This window comes from Spirillospora sp. NPDC046719, assembly GCF_040645715.1.
GTDB lineage: Bacteria > Actinomycetota > Actinomycetes > Streptosporangiales > Streptosporangiaceae > Spirillospora.
The window spans coordinates 1-19441 of sequence record NZ_JBEYYT010000107.1 but is presented as its reverse complement, the minus strand read 5'-3'; the positions used below and the strand labels follow the sequence as shown (position 1 = coordinate 19441).

Annotated in this window: 17 protein-coding genes and 2 pseudogenes; 8 read left to right on the top strand and 11 right to left on the bottom strand. The window is 68.9% G+C overall.

Annotation, left to right across the window (positions count from 1 at the left end; translation table 11 throughout):
* A pseudogene (locus ABZ914_RS19940) lies at window positions 1-176 on the top strand (transposase); the annotation flags it as partial.
* Window positions 177-1077: 901 nt separating this feature from the next.
* Entirely contained in the window at window positions 1078-1395 is a 318-nt protein-coding gene (locus tag ABZ914_RS19935) for a hypothetical protein (RefSeq protein ID WP_500194667.1), read from the top strand.
* Window positions 1396-2035: 640 nt separating this feature from the next.
* Here ABZ914_RS19935 and ABZ914_RS19930 read toward each other — a convergent pair.
* The 3 genes from ABZ914_RS19930 to ABZ914_RS19920 all read right to left on the bottom strand — a co-directional run bounded on the left by ABZ914_RS19930 (window position 2036) and on the right by ABZ914_RS19920 (window position 4897).
* The gene (locus tag ABZ914_RS19930) at window positions 2036-2230 is read right to left on the bottom strand and encodes a pentapeptide repeat-containing protein (protein WP_500194684.1); all 195 of its coding nucleotides are present in this window, start codon (window positions 2228-2230) and stop codon (window positions 2036-2038) included.
* A complete protein-coding gene (locus ABZ914_RS19925; protein ID WP_500194686.1) occupies window positions 2137-2895 on the bottom strand; it encodes a pentapeptide repeat-containing protein in 759 nt (252 codons plus the stop codon). Before ABZ914_RS19925 ends, ABZ914_RS19930 begins: the two co-directional genes overlap by 94 nt.
* A gap of 751 nt (window positions 2896-3646) precedes the next feature.
* Window positions 3647-4897 carry an MFS transporter gene (locus ABZ914_RS19920; RefSeq protein ID WP_500194665.1) on the bottom strand — a complete coding sequence of 417 codons (1251 nt, stop codon included), beginning with the start codon at window positions 4895-4897 and terminating at the stop codon, window positions 3647-3649.
* A gap of 219 nt (window positions 4898-5116) precedes the next feature.
* On the opposite strand from ABZ914_RS19920, the gene ABZ914_RS19915 reads away from it, so the two are divergent.
* Complete coding sequence (locus ABZ914_RS19915) at window positions 5117-5638, top strand: hypothetical protein (RefSeq protein ID WP_500194664.1); 522 nt, start codon at window positions 5117-5119, stop codon at window positions 5636-5638.
* A 14-nt stretch (window positions 5639-5652) separates the two neighbouring features.
* Here ABZ914_RS19915 and ABZ914_RS19910 read toward each other — a convergent pair.
* Window positions 5653-6273 (bottom strand): annotated as a pseudogene (locus ABZ914_RS19910) (transposase); the annotation flags it as partial.
* Window positions 6274-6428: 155 nt separating this feature from the next.
* Window positions 6429-7274 (bottom strand): class I SAM-dependent methyltransferase, encoded by an 846-nt coding sequence (locus ABZ914_RS19905; RefSeq protein WP_500194662.1) that lies wholly within the window; start codon window positions 7272-7274, stop codon window positions 6429-6431.
* Window positions 7275-7540: 266 nt separating this feature from the next.
* Here ABZ914_RS19905 and ABZ914_RS19900 point away from each other — a divergent pair, with 266 nt between their 5' ends.
* Both ABZ914_RS19900 and ABZ914_RS19895 read left to right on the top strand, forming a co-directional pair.
* Window positions 7541-7798 carry a hypothetical protein gene (locus tag ABZ914_RS19900; protein ID WP_500194660.1) on the top strand — a complete coding sequence of 86 codons (258 nt, stop codon included), beginning with the start codon at window positions 7541-7543 and terminating at the stop codon, window positions 7796-7798.
* A gap of 115 nt (window positions 7799-7913) precedes the next feature.
* Window positions 7914-8123 carry a recombinase family protein gene (locus ABZ914_RS19895; RefSeq protein WP_500194658.1) on the top strand — a complete coding sequence of 70 codons (210 nt, stop codon included), beginning with the start codon at window positions 7914-7916 and terminating at the stop codon, window positions 8121-8123.
* A 51-nt stretch (window positions 8124-8174) separates the two neighbouring features.
* Here the strand turns inward: ABZ914_RS19895 and ABZ914_RS19890 are convergent, their stop codons facing one another.
* Both ABZ914_RS19890 and ABZ914_RS19885 read right to left on the bottom strand, forming a co-directional pair.
* Window positions 8175-9815 carry a Coagulation factor 5/8 type domain-containing protein gene (locus ABZ914_RS19890; RefSeq protein WP_500194656.1) on the bottom strand — a complete coding sequence of 547 codons (1641 nt, stop codon included), beginning with the start codon at window positions 9813-9815 and terminating at the stop codon, window positions 8175-8177.
* 81 nt (window positions 9816-9896) lie between these two features.
* A complete protein-coding gene (locus tag ABZ914_RS19885) occupies window positions 9897-10295 on the bottom strand; it encodes a hypothetical protein (protein WP_500194655.1) in 399 nt (132 codons plus the stop codon).
* A 101-nt stretch (window positions 10296-10396) separates the two neighbouring features.
* On the opposite strand from ABZ914_RS19885, the gene ABZ914_RS19880 reads away from it, so the two are divergent.
* Window positions 10397-10996: a Mu transposase C-terminal domain-containing protein gene (locus ABZ914_RS19880; protein WP_500194654.1), complete on the top strand. Its 600-nt coding sequence runs from the start codon at window positions 10397-10399 to the stop codon at window positions 10994-10996.
* A gap of 100 nt (window positions 10997-11096) precedes the next feature.
* Here the strand turns inward: ABZ914_RS19880 and ABZ914_RS19875 are convergent, their stop codons facing one another.
* A complete protein-coding gene (locus tag ABZ914_RS19875; RefSeq protein WP_500194652.1) occupies window positions 11097-13586 on the bottom strand; it encodes an excinuclease ABC subunit UvrA in 2490 nt (829 codons plus the stop codon).
* A gap of 202 nt (window positions 13587-13788) precedes the next feature.
* On the bottom strand, window positions 13789-14319 hold the full coding sequence (locus tag ABZ914_RS19870; RefSeq protein ID WP_500194650.1) for a pyridoxamine 5'-phosphate oxidase family protein: 531 nt from the start codon (window positions 14317-14319) through the stop codon (window positions 13789-13791).
* 755 nt (window positions 14320-15074) lie between these two features.
* Here ABZ914_RS19870 and ABZ914_RS19865 point away from each other — a divergent pair.
* Together ABZ914_RS19865 and ABZ914_RS19860 are read left to right on the top strand one after the other, a co-directional pair.
* Window positions 15075-16367 (top strand): phosphotransferase, encoded by a 1293-nt coding sequence (locus tag ABZ914_RS19865; protein ID WP_500194649.1) that lies wholly within the window; start codon window positions 15075-15077, stop codon window positions 16365-16367.
* Between the two features lie 201 nt (window positions 16368-16568).
* Window positions 16569-17165, top strand: coding sequence for an MFS transporter (locus ABZ914_RS19860; protein ID WP_500194647.1), 597 nt, complete (start codon window positions 16569-16571; stop codon window positions 17163-17165).
* 577 nt (window positions 17166-17742) lie between these two features.
* Here ABZ914_RS19860 and ABZ914_RS19855 read toward each other — a convergent pair.
* A complete protein-coding gene (locus tag ABZ914_RS19855) occupies window positions 17743-18285 on the bottom strand; it encodes a hypothetical protein (RefSeq protein ID WP_500194645.1) in 543 nt (180 codons plus the stop codon).
* 85 nt (window positions 18286-18370) lie between these two features.
* On the bottom strand, window positions 18371-18490 hold the full coding sequence (locus ABZ914_RS19850) for a hypothetical protein (protein WP_500194682.1): 120 nt from the start codon (window positions 18488-18490) through the stop codon (window positions 18371-18373).
* Window positions 18491-19441 lie beyond the last annotated feature (951 nt).

The window sequence follows — 19441 nt, the reverse complement described above, 5'->3', positions numbered from 1 at the left end:
CAGGCGGGCGCCCACCGGTCTTCGACCCTGACCTTTACAGGCGCCGCAACGTGGTCGAACGCTGCATCGCACGTCTCAAGCAATGGCGCGGCATCGCCACCCGCTACGACAAACTCGCCCGCAACTACCGCGCAGCAATCGTCCTGGTCACCGCACTGCTCTGGATCAACACATGATCCACCGGACACCTCCTAGCACCCGTCAACGGCTGACCTCAGCGGCCGGCCGGGCGCTCCGCCCTCTCAGGGGCGGCCGGTCCGTGGCGCCGCCGAGCCTCCCGCAGGGCGCAGACGCACGTCACGGTGGACGCCGCGGGCCCCCGTGGCATCGGCGGCGGGCGGATACAGCAGGAACGCGGTGGCCAGGAGCCCGACGGCGGCGCCGGCTGCCGCGGACGCCGAAAGAAGGGCGTAGGCGTTTGGGATGGGGTAATGCACTGTGCGAGCCCTTTCTACGAGGAGGGTTCCACCTAGTTGCGACGGCCTCCTGCACCACCAGGGGGCCGTCGGCTTGTTGATCGAGCCGACGGCCCGTAGGCCGCATACCCAGCAGGTCCCTCCCCTGGATGCCTCAGAACTTTCACATGGGACCGCTTGAAGTGCCCGAAGTTTCTAGCAGCCACGAGGTCGACCGCCGCTGACTCTTCAACCCCGGGAAGGCGGTGATGTTGACGCAGGTAGTCGACGTTCTTCTCCCGAATGTGGCCCCGGGGCGAAAATGGCGGAGCGCGTGGCCGACGACTGGGCATGGTGTCCGATCCCGACTGACGTGCAGGCCTCGCCGCCGACCCCGGCTCGGCGCCCTGGCCTGCGTCGGTTTCACAATTTCGCGGATGAGCAGGGCAATCGGTTCCGGCCGGGGGGCGATCCAGGTCTACATCACGTCTGACCCGGCCTGCCTACGAGCTCGATCGCGACCGGTCGCCTGGCGGAGCACCTCGCGGTGTCGCTGGCGCGCGATAACGTCGCTTATCGCGCGCCAGGAACCGGCCCTCGAGCACGCCCCGACGGGGGAACCGGTGATGCCCCGCGCCGCCCGCAACACGCCGTCCCACCGCGTCCCCACGGAGCGCCCGGCATGAGCAACGACACGCCCGACGACACGGTGGCCGCGGTGTCCGCGCTGTGGGCCGCCCATCGGGCGGCGCCCTTCCCCGCCAGGCTGCGCCGGGTCGAGGGCCCCGGCGGCGAGTCCGTCCCCGCTCTGGACGCCTACCTGGCCGGCTGCATCCACACCTTCCTCGCCAACGACGGGACCCTCGACCCCGGACGCCGGCGGATCCTCACCGGCTGCGCCGCCGACCTCGCCGCCCTGCTCGGCTCGCTCACCGAGCAGGAGGCCGCCTACGTCTCGCAGCTCCTCCGAGCCGCCGACCTCATCAGCGCACGCCCCTGACCCGCCCGGACGGAAGGACTCGCCCATGACCGGCCTGCAGCCCGCCGCTGGGCGTACCGGCACGGCCGCCGTCCCGCACGCGCACGGCGAGCGCGACTTCGCGCTCAGCGACGCGACCCGCGCGTTCTTCGCATACCGAGGTCCCCGCACATGGCACCCGACCAGGCCAATTACCAGCGCACTTTCGCGGATGCTGGCAGCCGCTCGCCGCTCTGGACGCTCTGTATGCTCCCGATGATCCGAATGCTCCAGCCGCGAACAATCCAGACAACAAGGCCCGGACAGTCGGGGCGCCTGTCATCCGCATGGCCCTGTACCGTGTCGCTCATCGCCTCCTGCGCTCCGGCATCTATCGGCGGAGATCCGGCCCTCAAGCCGGAGACAAAAGGAGATGATCGGGATGTGTCGAGCCGTCGTACCCCCCGGGAAAGCAGGCGGGCCCCCGCTGAATGCGCGTCGAACTGGCAGAAGGTCACAACCTTCGCTGGCATCGGGAGCCATGACACGAAGCTAGCTTGATCGGCGGGAAGCCGCGCTGGGCGGAGTCGCTGCCAGCTCACAAAACGCCGACACTCAGCCCACTTCGAAACACGCTCTGGTGAAGCACTGCCCCTCGAATCCAGGACCGGTAGCTAAACACTCAGAAGCGAGTCCGCTCGTCCACCATCGCTACCGCTTGGATCTCCTCCGCAGAGATCCACTTAACCGAGCGAAGATCTGCGCCTCGTAAATCTGCGCCTCCTAGATCTGCGCTTCGAAGATCTGCTCCTTGGAGATCAGCACCTCGTAGATCCGCGCCTCGCATATCTGTCTCCGATAGGACGGCTCTGCGCAGCACCGCCCCCGCAAATCAGCGTTTTGGAGGCTTGAGTCCCACAGATCCATGCCGGTCAGGTCCAGATTGGTCAGACGAGCGCGTTCGAAGTGCAGGGACGTTAAGTCCAGGCCGCGTTGTTCCGGACGGCATGGTCGGCGCCCGAGGGCAGTGAGAGCAGCTTGGACATCGTAATCGGGCCACTCAGGAGGTCGAGGGTGTGCGGCCAAGGTTGGGCCGTCATTGCGGTAAGCAGCGGGGGTACGGCGCCGCAGGAAGGCTTCCAGGACCTCTACGAAGTCATCATGGTGGGAGCGGGAGTCTTTGGCGACGTGCGCCAGGGTGTGGATTCCGCCGAGACGGGCGTCCATGTCGGGGGAACCAAGGCGTTCGAGCGCCTTGGTGAACCGGTCGGTGACCTGCCCTCGGTGCGACAGGCGGTATGAACGCGCGGTGTAGAGCAACGACACAGCCACCACCACCGCGCCGCCGGCCGATACCACTAGAAGCCGCGCATTGTGACGGTCTTTGGGGTCGTGCTGATGCATCCAGTCGGGCATCCGCCACAACGCGATCGCATACATCGCCGCCAGCGCAGCCAGCCCGAGTCCGGCTAGCGCCGTCCCTGCGCCGCGCACGACCGGCCGCGCGACCTCGTACTGCCCCCGCCGGCAAAGACGTGTCATCCGATCCACGACAGTCGGACGTCACCGAACGCGGCAGTGGTTCACCGGCTCCTCTGCCCGAATCCGGCCGCAACAGATCGCAAGCGAACTCCCGGGCGCATGCGTTGCTCAAACGTGGCGCTTCATCCTGCGGATTCTGCCAAATCGATCGCCGCTGAATGGATCATGGCTCGCGAACTGGTGGAGCAACGGCCCCGACGGCGCCGCCTGCGACGCACACGCAAGTAGCCGGCTGGACGGTGACATGCGTGAGATACCTGGTGACATGTTAGACGTCCGCGTGTCGCGAGCACGGACGACCACGTCCCGGGAGGCCCAATAGCGAGAGTTTCCGCCCCGGATCGGGGGCAAGCCCGACCCGTTCAACGACGCCACGCTGAGAAGCAGTCCTCACCGCGGGCGGCCTCCTCACAGCGACGCCCCGCCATCCGGTTGGAAGAACGGGGATGCGACGGTGAACGAGCGCGCTTTCCGGCTGCTGCGCTGGATGACCGGCCAGCGTGAACCGGCCCACCCGGCCCCTCGATCAGCCTCTGCGTCCGGACCGCCCGACGCGGCGGCCATCCCGGTGGCTCCGCAGCCGTCCCCGCCCACGGGCCTCGACGACCGGCAGCCATAGCGCGGGCAAGCCGAGAAGCCGGATTGGCCGCAAGAGCTCCGAGATAAGAGCGATTACCCCGGAGCCTCCCGGCGCACTGACCCGCACGATGATCCCCTTCCGGTGGATTGCGGCCATGCCCCTGAAGACGGGTCAGGCTTCGACGGCCTCAACCGACCCCTGGTCATCTTGGCCGTGGGCGCGGAATCGGCGTACGTGCGGAGACATGACCGCACAGGAGGTGGCGCCGAGGATCAGCACGGCGGCTCCGGCGGCGGCGCCCTCGACTCCTACGGCCGAGGCGATGGGGCCGGCGACCAGGAGCCCGAGGGGCGCCAGCGCGAGAGCGCCAAGCAGGTCCCAGCTGGCGACCCGCGACATCGCCTCGGCGGGGACGTCGTTCTGCACGGTGGTCGACCACAACACCCCGAACACCGTCTGACACATCCCGGCCGTCAGCATCACGAGGGCCAGGACCATCCACGGGGCACCCAGGCCCATCAGCAGCATGGGCATGGCGGACGGCGCGGTCATCAGCGCCGCGAAAAGGATCGGACGGGCAGGGCGCAGCCGGGCGGCCAGGCCGCCGGCGAGCAACGTTCCGAGCGACTGGCAGCCGGCCATGATGCCCCACGCACGCGACCCGCCGTTGCCCGCCGTGACGTACAGCGGCCCGATCACGCCGACGTACGCCGCTGAGGCCGCGGTCACCGCGGTGTACTGCAGGGACAGGATCCACAGCCACGGACGGCCGGTGAACTCCCGCCAGCCGCCGCGCAGTTCGCTCACCAGCGATCCGGTGGCGCGGCTGCGGCCCGGGATCCGCAAGCGGGTCAGCAGCGCCGCCGATGCCGCGAACGACGCGGCGTTCAGCACGGCGGCCGTTGCCGGGCCGACCGCGGCGACCACCACCCCGGACAGGGCCAGGCCGATGATGAGCCCGCTGGAGGTGGACTGGCGCAGCAGGGCGTTCGCGGCGAACCGCCGTTCATGGTGCACCAGGTCGGTGACGATCCCCTCCGCGGCGGGGGTGAACATGGCGGTGGCGACACCGGTCAGCACGGCCAATGGCGCGACCACGGCCGGCGACGCGGAGCGGCCGGTGAAGCAGACCGCCAGCATGGTCCACGTCGCGGCCGCCAGGGCGTCCGCGCCGACCAGGACGTACTGCCGGCGGACCCGGTCACCGATGATCCCGCCGACGAGCACCAGCAGCAGTTGCGGGAGCGCCTGGCACGCAAGGACCAGCGACAGTCCGCCCGGACCGTAGCCCAGGTGCAGGGCTCCCCAGGCGAGCGCGACCCGCCCGAAGCCGTTCCCGATCGCCGAGGTCGCGCGGGCGATGAACAGGGGCGCGACGGCGGGGTCTTTCAGGACGCTGACGAGCGTGGGTTTCACCGGCACGGACGGGCACGTTACGGCACCGATGGACGGGTCAGACCGATGCCGACGCGCACGCTATAGGAGTCAGGCCAGGCCGCTAGTGCTGATCAAGACGATGAGGGGCGGCCGGTGCCCCCACCGAGCCATCGGTGAAGTGGAGCCAGGGACGGACGAGTAGGTGTCTTGGCGCGGTGGCGGGCGCGCCGGGCACGGGTGGGAGCTTGGGCGGCCGATCCCTGAATGGTGTCGGTCGACTCGTTCACCGTCACGCTCGTCGAACGGGACCGGGCGATGATCCCAAGCGCATCGGCCACACGTGCGGCATCAATGCGCCGGGTGTCGGGCTGCTTGGCCAGCAGGCGCAACGACGCCGCTGTGGAATGCCTCGTCTTCCCCAAGACCCACACCCTCCATGGGCAGACCCTGGCCGAAGACCGCGTGATCTCCGTACGCGGCCGGACCCATGTCCGGGACGAGACGCTCAGCGTCTACGGCGAGGACATCACCACCCTCGATCTCTCCCAGGCGGCCACCGAGCCGCCCGTCGTCATCCACCTCCACGAAGACCGGCTGAACCTCCAACTCGTCCAAGAACTCAAACAGACCCTCGCCACCCACCCCGGGCGCACACCCGTTCACCTGCTCCTACACCGCCATGGACCCAAGAGCGTCCTGTTCGATCTGCGTCCCTTCCAGGTCACCCCGGGCCCGGCCTTCTTCGGTGAGATCAAAGCCCTGCTCGGCCCAGCGTCTCACTCGTAGGGCGGCCTCGAACCGCGGGCCGAGCGGCGGGTCATCAACGTGATCGCAGCCCAGGTGATGTGAGCTTCAGAATGCTGCGGAAGTCGTTCGTAGTCGCGGACATTGCGGCGCGCTCGCACGATCCACGAGAGCGTACGCCCGACCACCCAGCGACGGGGCACGACGACGGACCCACTTGCTCCGGCTGGACGGGACACGATCATCAAGGTCAGGGTGAGGAAGGACCCGGCCCAGGCGACCAGGGCTCCGCCGTAGCCGCGGCTGGCCTTGCCGACGGTCTCGGCGGCACGGACGGTCTGGCCGTCCAGCACGATCGCGACCGGGTTAGGCGCATAACCGCGGCGAGCACGAACACGGGCGCGCAACTGGTCACGGATGCGGGCGACGAGCCCGGTGCGGGCCCAGCGGGTGAACAACCCGTAGACGGTCTGCCAGGGAACCCCGTAGTCATGCGGCAGACTGCGCCATTCGATGCCGTTGTCGACCACATAGCGGATCGCGTCCACGATCACCCGCCGCGGATGCTTCTCCGGCCGTCCGCCGCGCGCGGTCTGGCAGGCCGGGACGGGTAGCAGCGGCTCGATCAGTGCCCACTCGGCCGCGGTGGTGTCGGAGGGATACCGCCGCCGGCGCATCGCCCACCCGCTTAGACCCCGGTGGGCCGCGCGTCGCACAGGCCGGATAACGGCGCGACCACGCCGAGGCTCTTGGAGGTTGCTGTACTCCTCTGCCCTACCTCCACCGCCTGGTCCTCAAAAGGGGGGAGGTTGCCGGACGTGGCTGCGTTCGCTCAGATGACCCGCGCGGCCACCAGGGTCTCGAAGGTATAGGGCAGCAGCCCATCGGTACGGTCGGCGAAGTACCGCTGCTGGAGGTCCGCACGGGCGGGATGGTCCACGACCTTCAGTCCGCACCGGCTGATCAGCCTCTCGATCTCGATGACCGGCCAGCCGGGCTGAAGAGGCTCGCCGGCAGAAGCCGCGATCGGCGTGTAGATCCGGGCGAATTGCGTCCCCACATCGTCCAGCACACAATCCTCGGCCCGGTAGGAGAACACCACCTCAGACCCGGGAGCGGCCGCCGCGATCGTGCGCAACATCGACTCGATCGCCTGCGCCGTCAGATAGGGGGCGACACCCGTCCAGCAGAACATCGCCGGCCGCGCCCAGTCGAACCCGGCCGCGCCCAGAACATCCCGAACCGGTTGGGCCTCGAAATCGACCGGCACGAACACCTGCGAGTCGCTGAGCGGCAGGCCAAGCTCTGTGACCCGCTGGAGCTTCCAGGCCTGAGAGGCAGGATGATCGACCTCGAACACCGTCAGCGAGCCGAGCAGATCCGGCCGCCGCCACGCGAACGAGTCAAGCCCCGCGCCAAGGATCACGTACTGCGTGAAGGCGCCGGCAGCCAGCCGGTCCTCGGCGTAGCGGCTGCGGGTGCAGACAGCTGTGCGGGACTCGCGACGGACCGGGCCGGGGAACACCGGATCGAACCGGTCCCGCAACTCCCGCCACACCGGGCCGACAAGCACCAGGGCCAGCACATCATCCAGCACCCACGGCGACGCCGTCTCCAGGCGAAACAATCCACGCGACACGGCCGCGAACATCGCCGTCCTGCTCGGCGCGCTGTCCATGCATCCCTCCTCGCCGGCCAGAACCCGCGCGCACCCACTCTGCGCACTTCACAGGATCCGCCTGAAGCGCCCTGACGGCCACAGCAGATCGCCTGCCGCCACGATCTGCTCGCCATCGGGAGCCTCCGAAACGGCCGGGCACACCACCATCGCCGCCTCGCCGTTTCGTTCGCGACCCCGCTCCGGTGAACGGGCCCCGAGGCCTGCCGCACGTCGAGGGCTCCCGTGTCGATGTCCGAACTCCTCTGCACGTTCGTCCTGGGGTTATGGACTGGTTTGCAGAGAACTTCTACGAAGGCGACCGGCCTGCGGCAAGCGTCCAGCAAGAAGTTGAAGACTGGCTCCACGCCGCCCGCACCGACCCGGCCACCGCCCGCCAGATCTTCGGCATCTTCACCTACCGCGTCCGAACGGGTAAGAGCTATGACGAGCGACGTGACTTCATGATCTGCGAGGGCATCCCCGCGTCTTTCCTGCCCGACCCCGAACCCGGCCGATTCACCCCGGCTAGGGATGTCCGTTAGGGGATCCCCCACCGGAACACCCGCCGACCGGGACGACGCCCCAGGTCGAGGTGTTCCGTAAGGGTGTTCCGCGAACTGTCCCGGTGACGGGGGGCTATCCGGAACACTGGACGGAGTGAACGCCGCGAACGCAGCGCCCTCCGGGACGGCTCCCGGCACGGTCCGGGTCGGGTATGCCCGCTGTTCCACCGCCGAGCAGGACGTCGTTGTCCAGACTGAGCAGCTGCTCGCGCTCGGCGTCCCCGCCGATCGGATCCACATCGACCGGGGCTTCTCCGGGACCACCCGCCACAACCGCGGCGGCCATCGCCGACTCACCAGATGAGACGACGTCTTACGTCGCGGTGCCGGCGCCACCTGGCGGATGGGCGGCGGGCTACTTCTTCGCGCGCTGCCACATCTCGAGGTACGCCTCGGCGCCCTTGGCCATGTCATCGGTGATCCCGCCGCCGCCGACGTGCCGCAGGTCGGCGATCCAGTCCGGGACGAGCCCGTAGTTGGCGACGCCGTCGGTGTTGAGGTCCCAGGTCCGCACGCCGGTCTTCTGCCTGGTGAGCGTGACGCCGGGGTCGACCGGGGACCTGAACGGGTACTTCAGCGGGTCGTCGGCGGCGGTGGTCCGCGGTGAGGGCAGCGGCCCCATCCCGTTGGCGTCCAGGCCGTATCCATAGCCGAAGAGATACCTGGGGTCGGCCTGCGCCCTGGCCTGCTTCCAACCCGTGATGAACTGCGGGGCGGACGAGGCGTAGGAGGTGACCATGCCGCCGAGCCGGTAGACGCGGCTCAGGTAGTGCTCGTCCGACCAGCTGTGCGAGGAGATCACGCCCGAGTAGCGCGCCTTCTCCAGCAGGTTCAGCGACTGGCCCGCCGCCTTGGCGCTCATGTGGTCCAGCTCGATGATCATCTTTCGTTCGACCATGCTGTGCAGCGTGTACGCGCCGAGGTCGGTGAGCCCGTTGGCGTTGCACAGCGGCGCGCTCGGATAGACCGGCACCGTCACGCCTCGCTTGCGCAGCCCGCTGAGCGGCCCGGCGAGCAGGTCGCCGATCCGACCGGACGGCATGATCGGATTGTCGTGCTCGGGCGCCGTGCAGTGGTCGGCCTGCCAGAACCGCCCCGACCCGACGAACTGGCCGAGGTTCATGATGACGCCCGTGGTGTCGGCGTCGTACCGGACGCCGCACAGCGCGTTGTCGAACTTGTGGCAGAGGAACATCGACGAGACGCCGAGCTTCTGCACCTCGTCCAGGCCCTTGTCGATGTCGGCCTTGGTGCATCGGGGCTTGCCGTACACCTCGCGGCAGCCGAACGGCTCGGAGGTCTCGATGCCCAGCACGACGGCGAGCTTGCCCTGTTGGATGACCCGCCGTGCCTGCTCCGGGCTGGTCACCACACGGAACCAGCCCTTGCCGGCGCCGCCGTTCTCGCGGTCGACGAAGGCCTGGAGGGCGTAGGTGGCCTTGGCCTGGCGCCGGATGGTCTCCATCTCGTCGCACGGGTACTTCTTCAGCGGGTAGATCTCGCACAGCGTGCGGTTGTCGACGAGTTGGTTCACCAGGACGCGCTGCCCGGCCCGCCATGACCGCTCGATCCACTTGTACCAGGTCTGCTCGTGCGTGAAGGAGTCGTAGGCGGGCCAGTCCTTGAACGTCGGCCATCCGGTGGTGTCGTGGGAGCCGAACGGGGTGCCCTTGCGGGTGAAGTTCTCGAACCAGGCGGGGATGCCGTTCGGGTCGTGGTCCGGGCAGTCCTTGAGGGCGGCGGCCGGCCCGCCCGGATCGAACGTCTCACCGCACATCAGCGAGCCGCCGAAGCCCAGGTAGGACATCAGGTGGCTGTGCGCGTCGACGTATCCGCGCACCTGCCCGTCGGGGGTCGTGCCCTTGAACGGGGCACCGGTCGCGCCGATGTCCACGACCAGGGTGTCGGCGGCGGCCGCGGACGGCGGCAGCGACACGGCCAGGAGCAGGAGGACCGACAGCGCCGCGAGCGCGGCGCGAAGGCGGGGGGTGGTCATGCGTCACACCTTGGGGGAGATGGGTGCCTTGGGAGCCTGTACAAGATCAGTACCAGACCAGGGGCAAAAAGTGAACAGTTCTCATCTTTTCTGGGCCAGCAAATGTGAGACTTGCTCATGTATTTTGGCGGTCCCTCGTGAAGGAGATCGCATGGGTCCGCGACGGCTCGCGCCGACGGTCGTGGGCGTGGCGGGCACGAACGCCGCGATCACCTCGACCGCCGCCGACGGCTTCTCCCGCGGAACCACCCGCTCGATCTCGTTCCACACCTCCGCCAATGACACCAGCCGGTCGACGGTCGCCTGCGGCGCCCTCATCAAGATCTCCATCGCCGAGGCGACGTGCCGTGCCGCCCACCGCAGCTTGGGCAGGGTCCGCAGCTGCGCGGCCTTGCCCGCCCGTTCCGCCTTGGCCAACAGGTTCGAGGTGATCAGCAGGTCCAGCAGGTCCAGCGCGTCGTCGATCGACGCGGTCTGCAAGTGCCGGACCGTGGCCAGCAGCGTCGCGGTCCTCGCAGGCCTACCAACCGCACCGCAAAGGCAAGGTCGAGCGGCTGCACGCCACCATCGACACCACGCTGATGAGCGGTCTGCCCGGGTTCACCGGCGGCCCGCGCGACGCCGCCGGAAAACTGTACGGGCCACTGGACGACCGGGCCGCCGCCCGAACCCGCGCCGCCGACCCCGGCACCGGTTCTGGCACCGGTGGGGCTGGTGAGGTCGGGGTCCGGCTGATGCGGATCGAGCGGTTCGCCGAGACCTTCGCGGGCTGGGTGCGCTGGTACAACCTGGAGCGCCCGCGCACCAGACTCGGCGGCCGCACCCCGGCCCAGGCGTGGAGCGAGGACACCGCGGCGCTCACGTGGATCGGCGCCGAGCGGTTGCGGCACCTGCTGCTGGCCGAGGCCGAACGCACGATTGGCAAGGACGTCATCCGCTGGGGTGGCTTGTCCTACGTTGCGCCCGAGCTGCAGGGTCGGGGCGGGCAGAAGGTCGCGGTCCGGTACATGCCGCACGACGACCGGTTCCTCGAGGTCTGCCTGAATGGCGCGCACCTGTGCACCGCGCACCCGGCTGGGGCTCACCCCCGAACAAGCAGAGGTCGAGGGCCGACCAGACCGGAACGAAAAGTCTCGTTAGGCGGTCATCCGGGCCAACGCTGGCGCGACTTTCCGTTCTGAGTTTCTCGGACTAACCGTGACGTATTCTGCCCCGTGCCATCCGGGCCTGATTCGACTGGCCCGGAATGAAGTGATGAATCAGCCCGCTTGCCCCAGCGTCTCAGCAGCGCGCGCCTTCTCGCACCTCCAGGAGTGGCAGGCCCGCCGCGTACCGCCGGAAGAAACCGGCCGTCGGGGTGTCCGCCGTCGCGACGGTGTCCGGAGTGCCCTCCGCGACCACCGCACCCCCGTCCGGACCAGCCCCCGGCCCCAGGTCGATCACCCAGTCCGCGGACGCGGCGACGGGGATGTCGTGTTCGGCCACAACGACGGTGTTGCCCGAGTCGAGCAACACATCGAGCGCATCCACCACACGCTGGATGTCAGACGGGTGCAGGCCCGAGACGGGCTCGTCGAGAACGACGAGCCCGGCCTTGCGGCTCGCCGCGCCGCGCTGGATCGCGGACGCCAGCTTCAGCCGCTGCGCCTCGCCGCCCGACAGCTCGGTGGCACTCTGGCCGAGTTGGAGATAGCCAAGCCCGACCTGGGCCAAGGCTCTCAGGGTCTCCGCGAGCTGCCGGGGCTCGGAGAACTGCTCCACGGCCTCGGTGACGGTCAGTTCCAGCACCTGATCGATGGCCAGCCCCTGATGCCTGATTTCCAGGGCCTCCGGCTTGTAGCGCCTGCCCTCACACGCGTCGCAGACCACCCACACATCCGGCAGAAAGTGCATGTCGACCAGCTTGCGGCCATAACCGGTGCAGGTCTCGCAGCGGCCGCCACCTGCGGCGTTGAAACTGAACCAGGAGGCATTGACCCCGCGCCTGCGCGCCATGTCGGTCTCGGCGAACAGCCTGCGGACAATGTCGAATGCCTTGCTGTACGTGGCCGGGTTGGACCGCGGTGTCCGCCCGAGCGGCTCTTGATCCACGACGGCGACCCAGCCGAACCCTGCGAGGCCGGTCACCTTTCGCACCGTGTCGGTCGCCGTTCCGTTGAGGGCGGCCTCCGCGCTCGTCCCGAGTGCGCCGAGCAGGCTGCTCTTGCCGCTGCCGCTCACCCCGGTCAGGCAGGTGAGCCGACCGGCGGGGAAACGCACCAGGTCCGCGGTCACGTTGTGCGCACGCAGGCCGTGCAGCTCGACCCAGCCGGTGTCGTCCGTGGCCGGGCGGCGGGTCCGGCGCAGCCGCGAGCCATCACCGGCAAGATAGCGCCCGGTCAGCGACGTCGGATGGGCGGCCGCGTCGGCGGGAGGACCCGACACCAGAACCTCACCGCCGAGGCGGCCCGCGCCGGGCCCCATATCGATCACCCAGTCGGCCCGGGCGATCAGCTCAGGGTCGTGCTCGACAAGGAGCACCGTGTTGCCGGCCGCACGCACTTCCAGGGCGATGTCGAGCAGGTGCGCCTTGTCCGCCGGATGCAGCCCGGTCCCGGGCTCGTCCAGGACGAAGATGATGCCGCTCAGCTCGGTGCTGAGCTGAGCGGCAAGCCGGGTCCGCTGCAACTCGCCCCCGGACAGCGTCGCCGCGCTCCGGGATAGCTGGAGATGGGCCAGGCCGAGCCGGTCAAGGATTCCGAGCCTGCGGCCCAGGTCCTGCAGCAGTGGCTCACCCACCTCACGCTGCCGGATGCCCAGGTCATTCGCCACACGTTTCGCCCAGCTGCGCACTTCCCGTACTTCCACCTCGATCAGGTCGGGGTACGTTAGCCCGCCGATCCGCACGGACCTGGCCACCTGGTCGTACCCGCTGCCGCCGCAGGTGACGCAGGGCTGCTTGCGCATGTATGGCAGGTAACGCTGCTTGGCGCTGGCGGTCTGTGCGTTCACGAACACCCGCTCCACCTCGGCGAGCGCGCCCCGCAGCGGCTGGCTCGAGGTGTAGGTCATCAGGGCCGTCTCATTCTTGTTCGGCATGTCGACGGTCGCCTCGATCTTCTCGTCACCCGTGCCGTACAGCACGCAGTGACGGAACTCCTCAGGCAGCGACTGCCACGGCCGGCCGAGGTCCACGCCCCGCTTTTCGGCGAGTGCCGGTACGAACGCGTGCTCCCCCGACCGCCACTTCGCGTACCAGGGTGAAGCCCCCTCGAAGAGCGGAAGCTCCGGATGGGTGATGACCAGGTCCTCTTGTGCCTGCCAGCGTCCGCCCATCCCGTGGCAGTCCGCACAGCTCCCTTCCGGCGTATAGCGGTCGAAGTGAGCGGTCGTGAGATGCCCGTCTCCGCTCTCCGCCACCGATCCCGCGCCGATTCCCGGAAGGCGTGAGTACAGCAGTCCCAGGTGCCCATCGATGCCGGTGATCGTCGCGACAGTGGAGCGGGGGTTGCGGTTCAGGCGGCGCTGGTCGACCGCGAGCGTCGCGCCGAGTCCCAGGATGCGGTCGACCTTCGGGCGATTGCGCTGGGTGATGTACTGCCGTACGAACGGCGAAAGCCCCTCCAGATACCGCAGTTGGGCCTCGTTGTGCAGGGTGTCGATGGCCAGCGAGGTCTTGCCGCTGCCGCTCACTCCGGTGAAGGCGACGAGCTTTCCCTTGGGGATACTCACCGACACATCCCGCAGATTGTTGGTACGAGCCCCCACCACCTCGATGGTCTCGCGCCCCATACTCGCGACGTCTCGTACGAATGCCGTCAACCTTCGTCCACCCTCTCGCAACGCAGCAGGGCAGGGGCGGACGGGCTCCCGCCCCTGCCGAACCAACCGATCACGCCACAACGCGGCGGTGGCTCATCACCCAATGGCGCTGAGCGACCGCTTCACCAGGTCTTTCAGCACGCAGCCGGTCCCAATGCGGCACGTGCTCAGATCAAGAACGGGACGCCGCAGTGAGCTTGGCGATGTCGGGGGCGAAGACGCTCATCCAGTGCGGATGCAGCCGGTAGTAGACCACGTCGTTGTCCCAGTCGAAGAAGTCGCCGCCGTAGAAGTCCTTGAAGTAGGCGAGCAGGTCCGGCCAGTCCGCGGCCGGCTCGCCGCCTGGGGGGTTGAGGATCTCCACCGTGCCGTGCGTGAACACGCCCAGGTCCTCACCGCGCATGTGCGCGGCGCTGGCGGCGGGGCGGGCGGCCAGATGGCGGGCCTTGGCGGCCTTGCGGGCCGTGCCGAAGTGCCACTTACCGTGCAGGAAGTGCCCGTCCACCCCGCTGATCCGCGGCTCGCCCTTCGCCGTCACGGTGGACAGCGCCAGGGTGCACATCCCGGTGAGGACCCCGGTGAGCTCCTCTGCGGTCAGTGTGCTCGCGGTATTGATGATCGAGCGGAGATGCGAGGTGGAGCGGGAGAGGGAAGCGTCCAGCAGGGCCTGCAGCTCTTTGAGATCTTCTCGCGTTTCGCGCATTGCGGTCCTGTCTATCCGTAGGGCTCGGTCCGCGTCCTTCATCGGCGCCGACCAGCGAACTATGCTCGCCTAAAAACCCGACACCCTGTGTCAGGTTTTTCATCGGTTGTGCGAACACCACCGGGGCCGCTCCGTCGGCGCGCGAGATCGGACACGTGTCGAGCGCGGAGCAAATGTCAGTGGGAACGCGGAGTAGTTGTGAGCGAACGACGCGGAGTAGTTGTCAGCACGTGGGGCCGTCGGTGAGGGTGCCGTCCGGGTTGGTCGTGAGGGTGCCGGGCCATGGGTCCCGGTGGGGAGGGGCGGCAGGTTCTCGCCGAGTTGGCGGGCCAGGCGGGTGTCGTCTTCGTAGCGCAGGCTGAACAGCAGGTCGGGGTGTACGCCGATGCGGTGAGGGCCTGTGTCGCTGTAGAGGACTCCGGCTTCTTTCAGCGCGGCGACCGCGGCCTTGGAAGCGCGGGTCGGCGCGCAGTTCGTTCCAGTCGATCTGGGAGGGCCAGCGGCCGACACCGATCGCGGCGAGCAGGGGGGTGGCTTCGTCGTCGGTGAGGGTGGAGTGGTGGCGGGTGGCGCCGGCTAGGGCGAGGTGTTGTTCAGAGGTCAGGATGTCCAGGCGGGCGGTGAGGGTGTAGGCGTCGGGCGGGACCCGCCGCAGCGCGAGCGGCCCGGCGAGTTCGGGATGGTCCTGGGCGTGGTCGAGTGCGTGATGCACGCGGTGGATCGTCCAGTCGAGCGCTTCGGCGAGCATGCCGCGGGTGAGTGGGACGGAGGCGACGGTCAACGCGGTCAGCAACCGTCTGCGTGTCCTGCTCGGGGTTGGGTTCTGGGTCTTGGGGTGCGGTGCGGCGCCGGTTGCGCAGGATGCTTTCCAATGCGGGGACCAGGTCGGCGGGATGCGTGTCGAGGCGTCGGCAGACTTCGATGAGCATGATGACCGACCGGCTGTTCAGGTCTGGTTGGCGGCCGCGCGGACACCGCGTCGCCGCGGCGGTTCGCCGGTCTCGCACAACCCGTCGTTTGAGCGAGCCTGCTTGCGATTCCCTTCCACACCGCTGAGGTTTCGTCAGGTCGGCCGCGCAGCGAAAACCCATGCATGCGTGTCCGCGTTCTTCCTAGGATTGGATCTTGTGTTGTCCCGTCCTTCCTTCATCAGTGACGAGGCGATCGCGCATGGGGTCGCCACGCATTGGCTGCCCGAGATCGCCGATATCAGCTACCTGCCGTGGGGTTTCGGCGCGCACCACTGGCGTGCGATCGGCGGGGACACCACTCTTTTCGTGACGTTGGACCAGTTGGAGCACCGGCACACCGAGACATCCCTGGAGGCGGCCTACGCTGGGGCTGCCGCACTGGCCGTCGCTGGTTTGGAAGTGGTGTGTGCGCCGTTGCCGGCTCGGTCCGGGCGGTTCACCGTTGATGTCGGGGCCGGTGTGCTCAGTGTGACGCCGTGGTTGGAGGGCCGGAGCCCGACCGAGGCGGAGGCCCGCGAGCCCCGGCATGTTCGCAAGGTCGTTCTCGCGCTGACCGCGCTGCATCGCGCTGCCCCACCTGATGGCCTGCGGTCCTGGACTCCGCAGGTCGGCCCTGAATTCGCGGATGAGTTGCGAGCTCGCACCGCCAAGCCCTGGACTAGCGGCCCGTTAGCGGAGCAGGCACGGGCCGCCCTTGCCGCACACAACGATGCGATCAAGGGCTGGACGGACCGCTACCTGGAACTGGCGGAAACAGCATTCTCCCGTCGGGACTCATGGGTGCCGACACACGGCGAGCCGCACAACGACAACCAGGTCATGACCTCCCACGGGTTGAGGCTGGTCGACTGGGAGTCGCTGGCTCTCGCCCCGCCCGAACGAGACTACGCCGACCTGCTCGCGGCGGCAGACCTCGTGTCCCCCGACCCCGCGATGGTCGAGCTGTTCGCGCTGGACTGGCGGCTTTCCGAGATCGCCGAGTACGCGCGCTGGTTCGCCGCTCCGCACACCGGCACCGACGACGACCACACCGCTCTGGAAGGGTTGTACGAGGAATTGGCAAGGGGCGCGGAATAAGCCCGCGTTCCTTGGGGTGTGCCCGGGCGGCACCGATCAGCGCGGCCGAACGCGATCAGCTCGCCAATCTCGGCGGCGTGCTTGCCCCGTCGAAGACGCGCACGGCAGACCTGCACATCGACGAGGCGGCCTGCCAGGATGCCGGTGAGACGCCGCCGGGCGGGCCTAGTCCTGATCCTTCTGGGGCTCGGTCATGCCCCGGTGACGGTCATCATCGTGATCGCCGTGGTGACCGGGCTGCTGTGGGGGCTGGCCCTGTCGGGTGGGTGGACCGTCCAGCTTCCCCGCGTGGTGACCGGCGACCGCCTGCCCCGGGCGAACGCGCTCGATGCCATGACCTTCAGTGCGGTGAGCCTGGTCGGCCCGGCTCTCGCCGGTGGCACCGCGGAAGCGCCGGGAGCGCCGACGGCCGTAGTGGTCTCCGCCGTGCTCATCGCCTTGGCCCTGCCCGCCGCGTGGAGAGTCCCCGCCCACCCCGCCCGGGCGCCGGATGCCCGGCCGGCCCCACTGATCAGAGACCTTGCAGCAGGAGTGCGAGTCATCGCCGGGAAACGCCTTTTGGCGCGAGCGATCCTCGTCTCGGTGGCGTGCTGCACCGTGGAGGGCATACTGACCGCCTGCCTCCCTGTGCTCGGTGAGCGTGTCCTGGGCGGAGCGAGCCAGGGAGTGATGCTCCTGTCCTGCTCGGCGATCTCCGCCCTAGCGGCCAACGCCCTGCTGGCGCGGTTTCCGCGCGCCATCGCCCCCGACACGATCCTCTGGGCAGCGCGCTGGTCCATGCTGCCGCGCTGGCCTTGACCGCTGTGGGGCGACCAGCCGCGCTGATCGTGGCCTTCGTCGTCACCGGGATCGGCCAGGGCCCCAGTTGGTCGCCTTGTTCGCGGTCCGTCACCGGGAGGCCCCGGAGAACCTGCGCGGCCAGATCTTCACCACCGGCGCCAGCTTGAAGATCACCGGATTCGCTGTGGGAGCCGCGATCGCCGGGCCGGTCGCGGCCTGGTCTCTCCCCGGCGCCCTGACACTCGCATCAGTGCTTGCGGTCGTGGCAGTCCTGGCCGCCCTCGCCATTCCCCTCGGAAACGTCGATGCCTGGAGAGAGAAGCCAGCGGACCGTGTTCAACGCTGAGGATGATCTCGCCCGGTGAGGTATCGCCCCCAGCTCCGCTCACCCCGACAACACAGAGCACCTCGGGCGCACATACATCACTGACAAATTGTCCGCCGAAGTCACTGACATTTTCTTCGGGCTCAACAGCACGCTCGTCCGGGAGGTGACCGGTTTCCTCGTGGACGATGTCGCGGACGCCGGGATCTACGTCTGCTCCGCCGATCCGCGACACCGGGCTCTGTACTTCACCCAATGAGGCCGAACCCGTCAGCGCTGGTCGGCGGGCAACGCCTCCGTCTCCTGAACCACTTTTCGGACCTCCGCGAGATACGGCCGCCGGGCCAGCCCCCACCAGCGCAGGCCGCCGCCGCTGAAGCACACCAGGGCGATGACCAGGCAGAAGATCGGAACGACCAGCGGACGTCCCGGGGCGGGCACGGCGACGGACTGCACGAGCAGACCGATCGCCGCCCCTAGGACGAGGGCGAAAACGAACACGACGCCGCCATATCCCACACGGGCGAGATCAGGCACCACGTCCTGTGGGCCTACCAGCCCTGGCCGCGACCGCGCGAGGGCATTGCCCGCCCGGACGTTGCGGTACTTCACCACTGCCAGCAGCACGCAGCCGACCGCCGCCATACCGGCTGCCGTACCGAGCAGATCCGCGACACGGTCGTCCCTGGCCCCAACTGCACACAGCACCGCCCCAGCGGCGACCGCGTACACGCACAACACCCACAAGCCGATCCGCCAACTCCGCAAGACGACGGCGGCCGCGTCTTGCTCGGCCCTCACTGCCTCGTCCACCGCACGATTGTAGGAGTCCTCTGCGCGGGACCCCGGCCGGCAGCCGATCAGTGCTCGGAGATGCGCGCGAACCGCACGGCGATGTTCAGGCCGCCTCGGCGCGTGCGTTGGTGGTGAGGGTGGCGTTGTGGGCTTCGGTGACGGCGTTGACGATGGCGAGGCCGAGACCGTAGCCGTCGCGGCGGCCGTGACGATCGGGCGCCAGCTTCTGGAAGGGTTGAAAAAGACGCTGGATCTGGTCGCCGGGGATGACCGGGTGATCTGTTCTCGCCCTCTCCCTTCGCGAGCACCGCGAGTGTGGGCCCGTGGGCGGCCCCGGTCTCGGCGGCCGTTCCCGGGGACTGGCCAGCCCCGCTAGACGCTAGAAGGCCGGTCAGCGGCCCGCATGCCGCTAGCGGGAACGCTAGGTCTAGCGGGACGTCCCGCTAGGACGTCCCGCGCCGCTAGAGACGTCTCCGCACGTTCCCTGCGGACGTCCTGGCGGCCGCGCTCGCCTCCTTGCCAACGATACGCACCGTTTACCGCCCGCCTGAACGGCGTCGGCGCCGGGTGGTGCGTCGCGGCTGGCGTCGTTGCGGCGCGGGCTGTGTCGCGGCGCCCGCGCTGTCGCCGACGTCGCCGGAGCCGGGACCGGTGACGTCGGACGTGGAGTGCGGGGCCTGGCGGTGTTCGACGCGCTGCCGTAGACGCTGCCCGTGCTGGGTGCGGCCTGGCGCGACCCGAGACCGAGGGCCCCGGCGATATGCGTCCAGGTCCCTCCCGCGTCCAGGACCGCGTCGATGGCGGCGAGCTCGTCTCGTTCGAGGTCGGCTTAGCGGGACCGGAGCGAGACCAGGGCGGCGAGCCCGGCCGCGGCGCCGGGCGGCACGGGCCGGCGCGGGCGGAGGCTGCGGCGGATGATGTTGATGGGCTTGGAGGACAGCTCGGCCATGGCAGCGATCATCACCGCTGGACGCAGCAACCGACAACATCTCGTTGCCGAGAAAAACGACGATACCTGAGCCCAAACGGTCAAGATCACGACAACAGAGCGTTGTCGGATGCGCCTCGCGGATGAGGACTTCCGATACGTCTTCAAGGGCCGCGCCGAGCGCGGCCAGGACGTCGACGGCCCGCTGGGCGTGCGGCCTCTTCGGCCCGCCGGGACCGGCCCGAA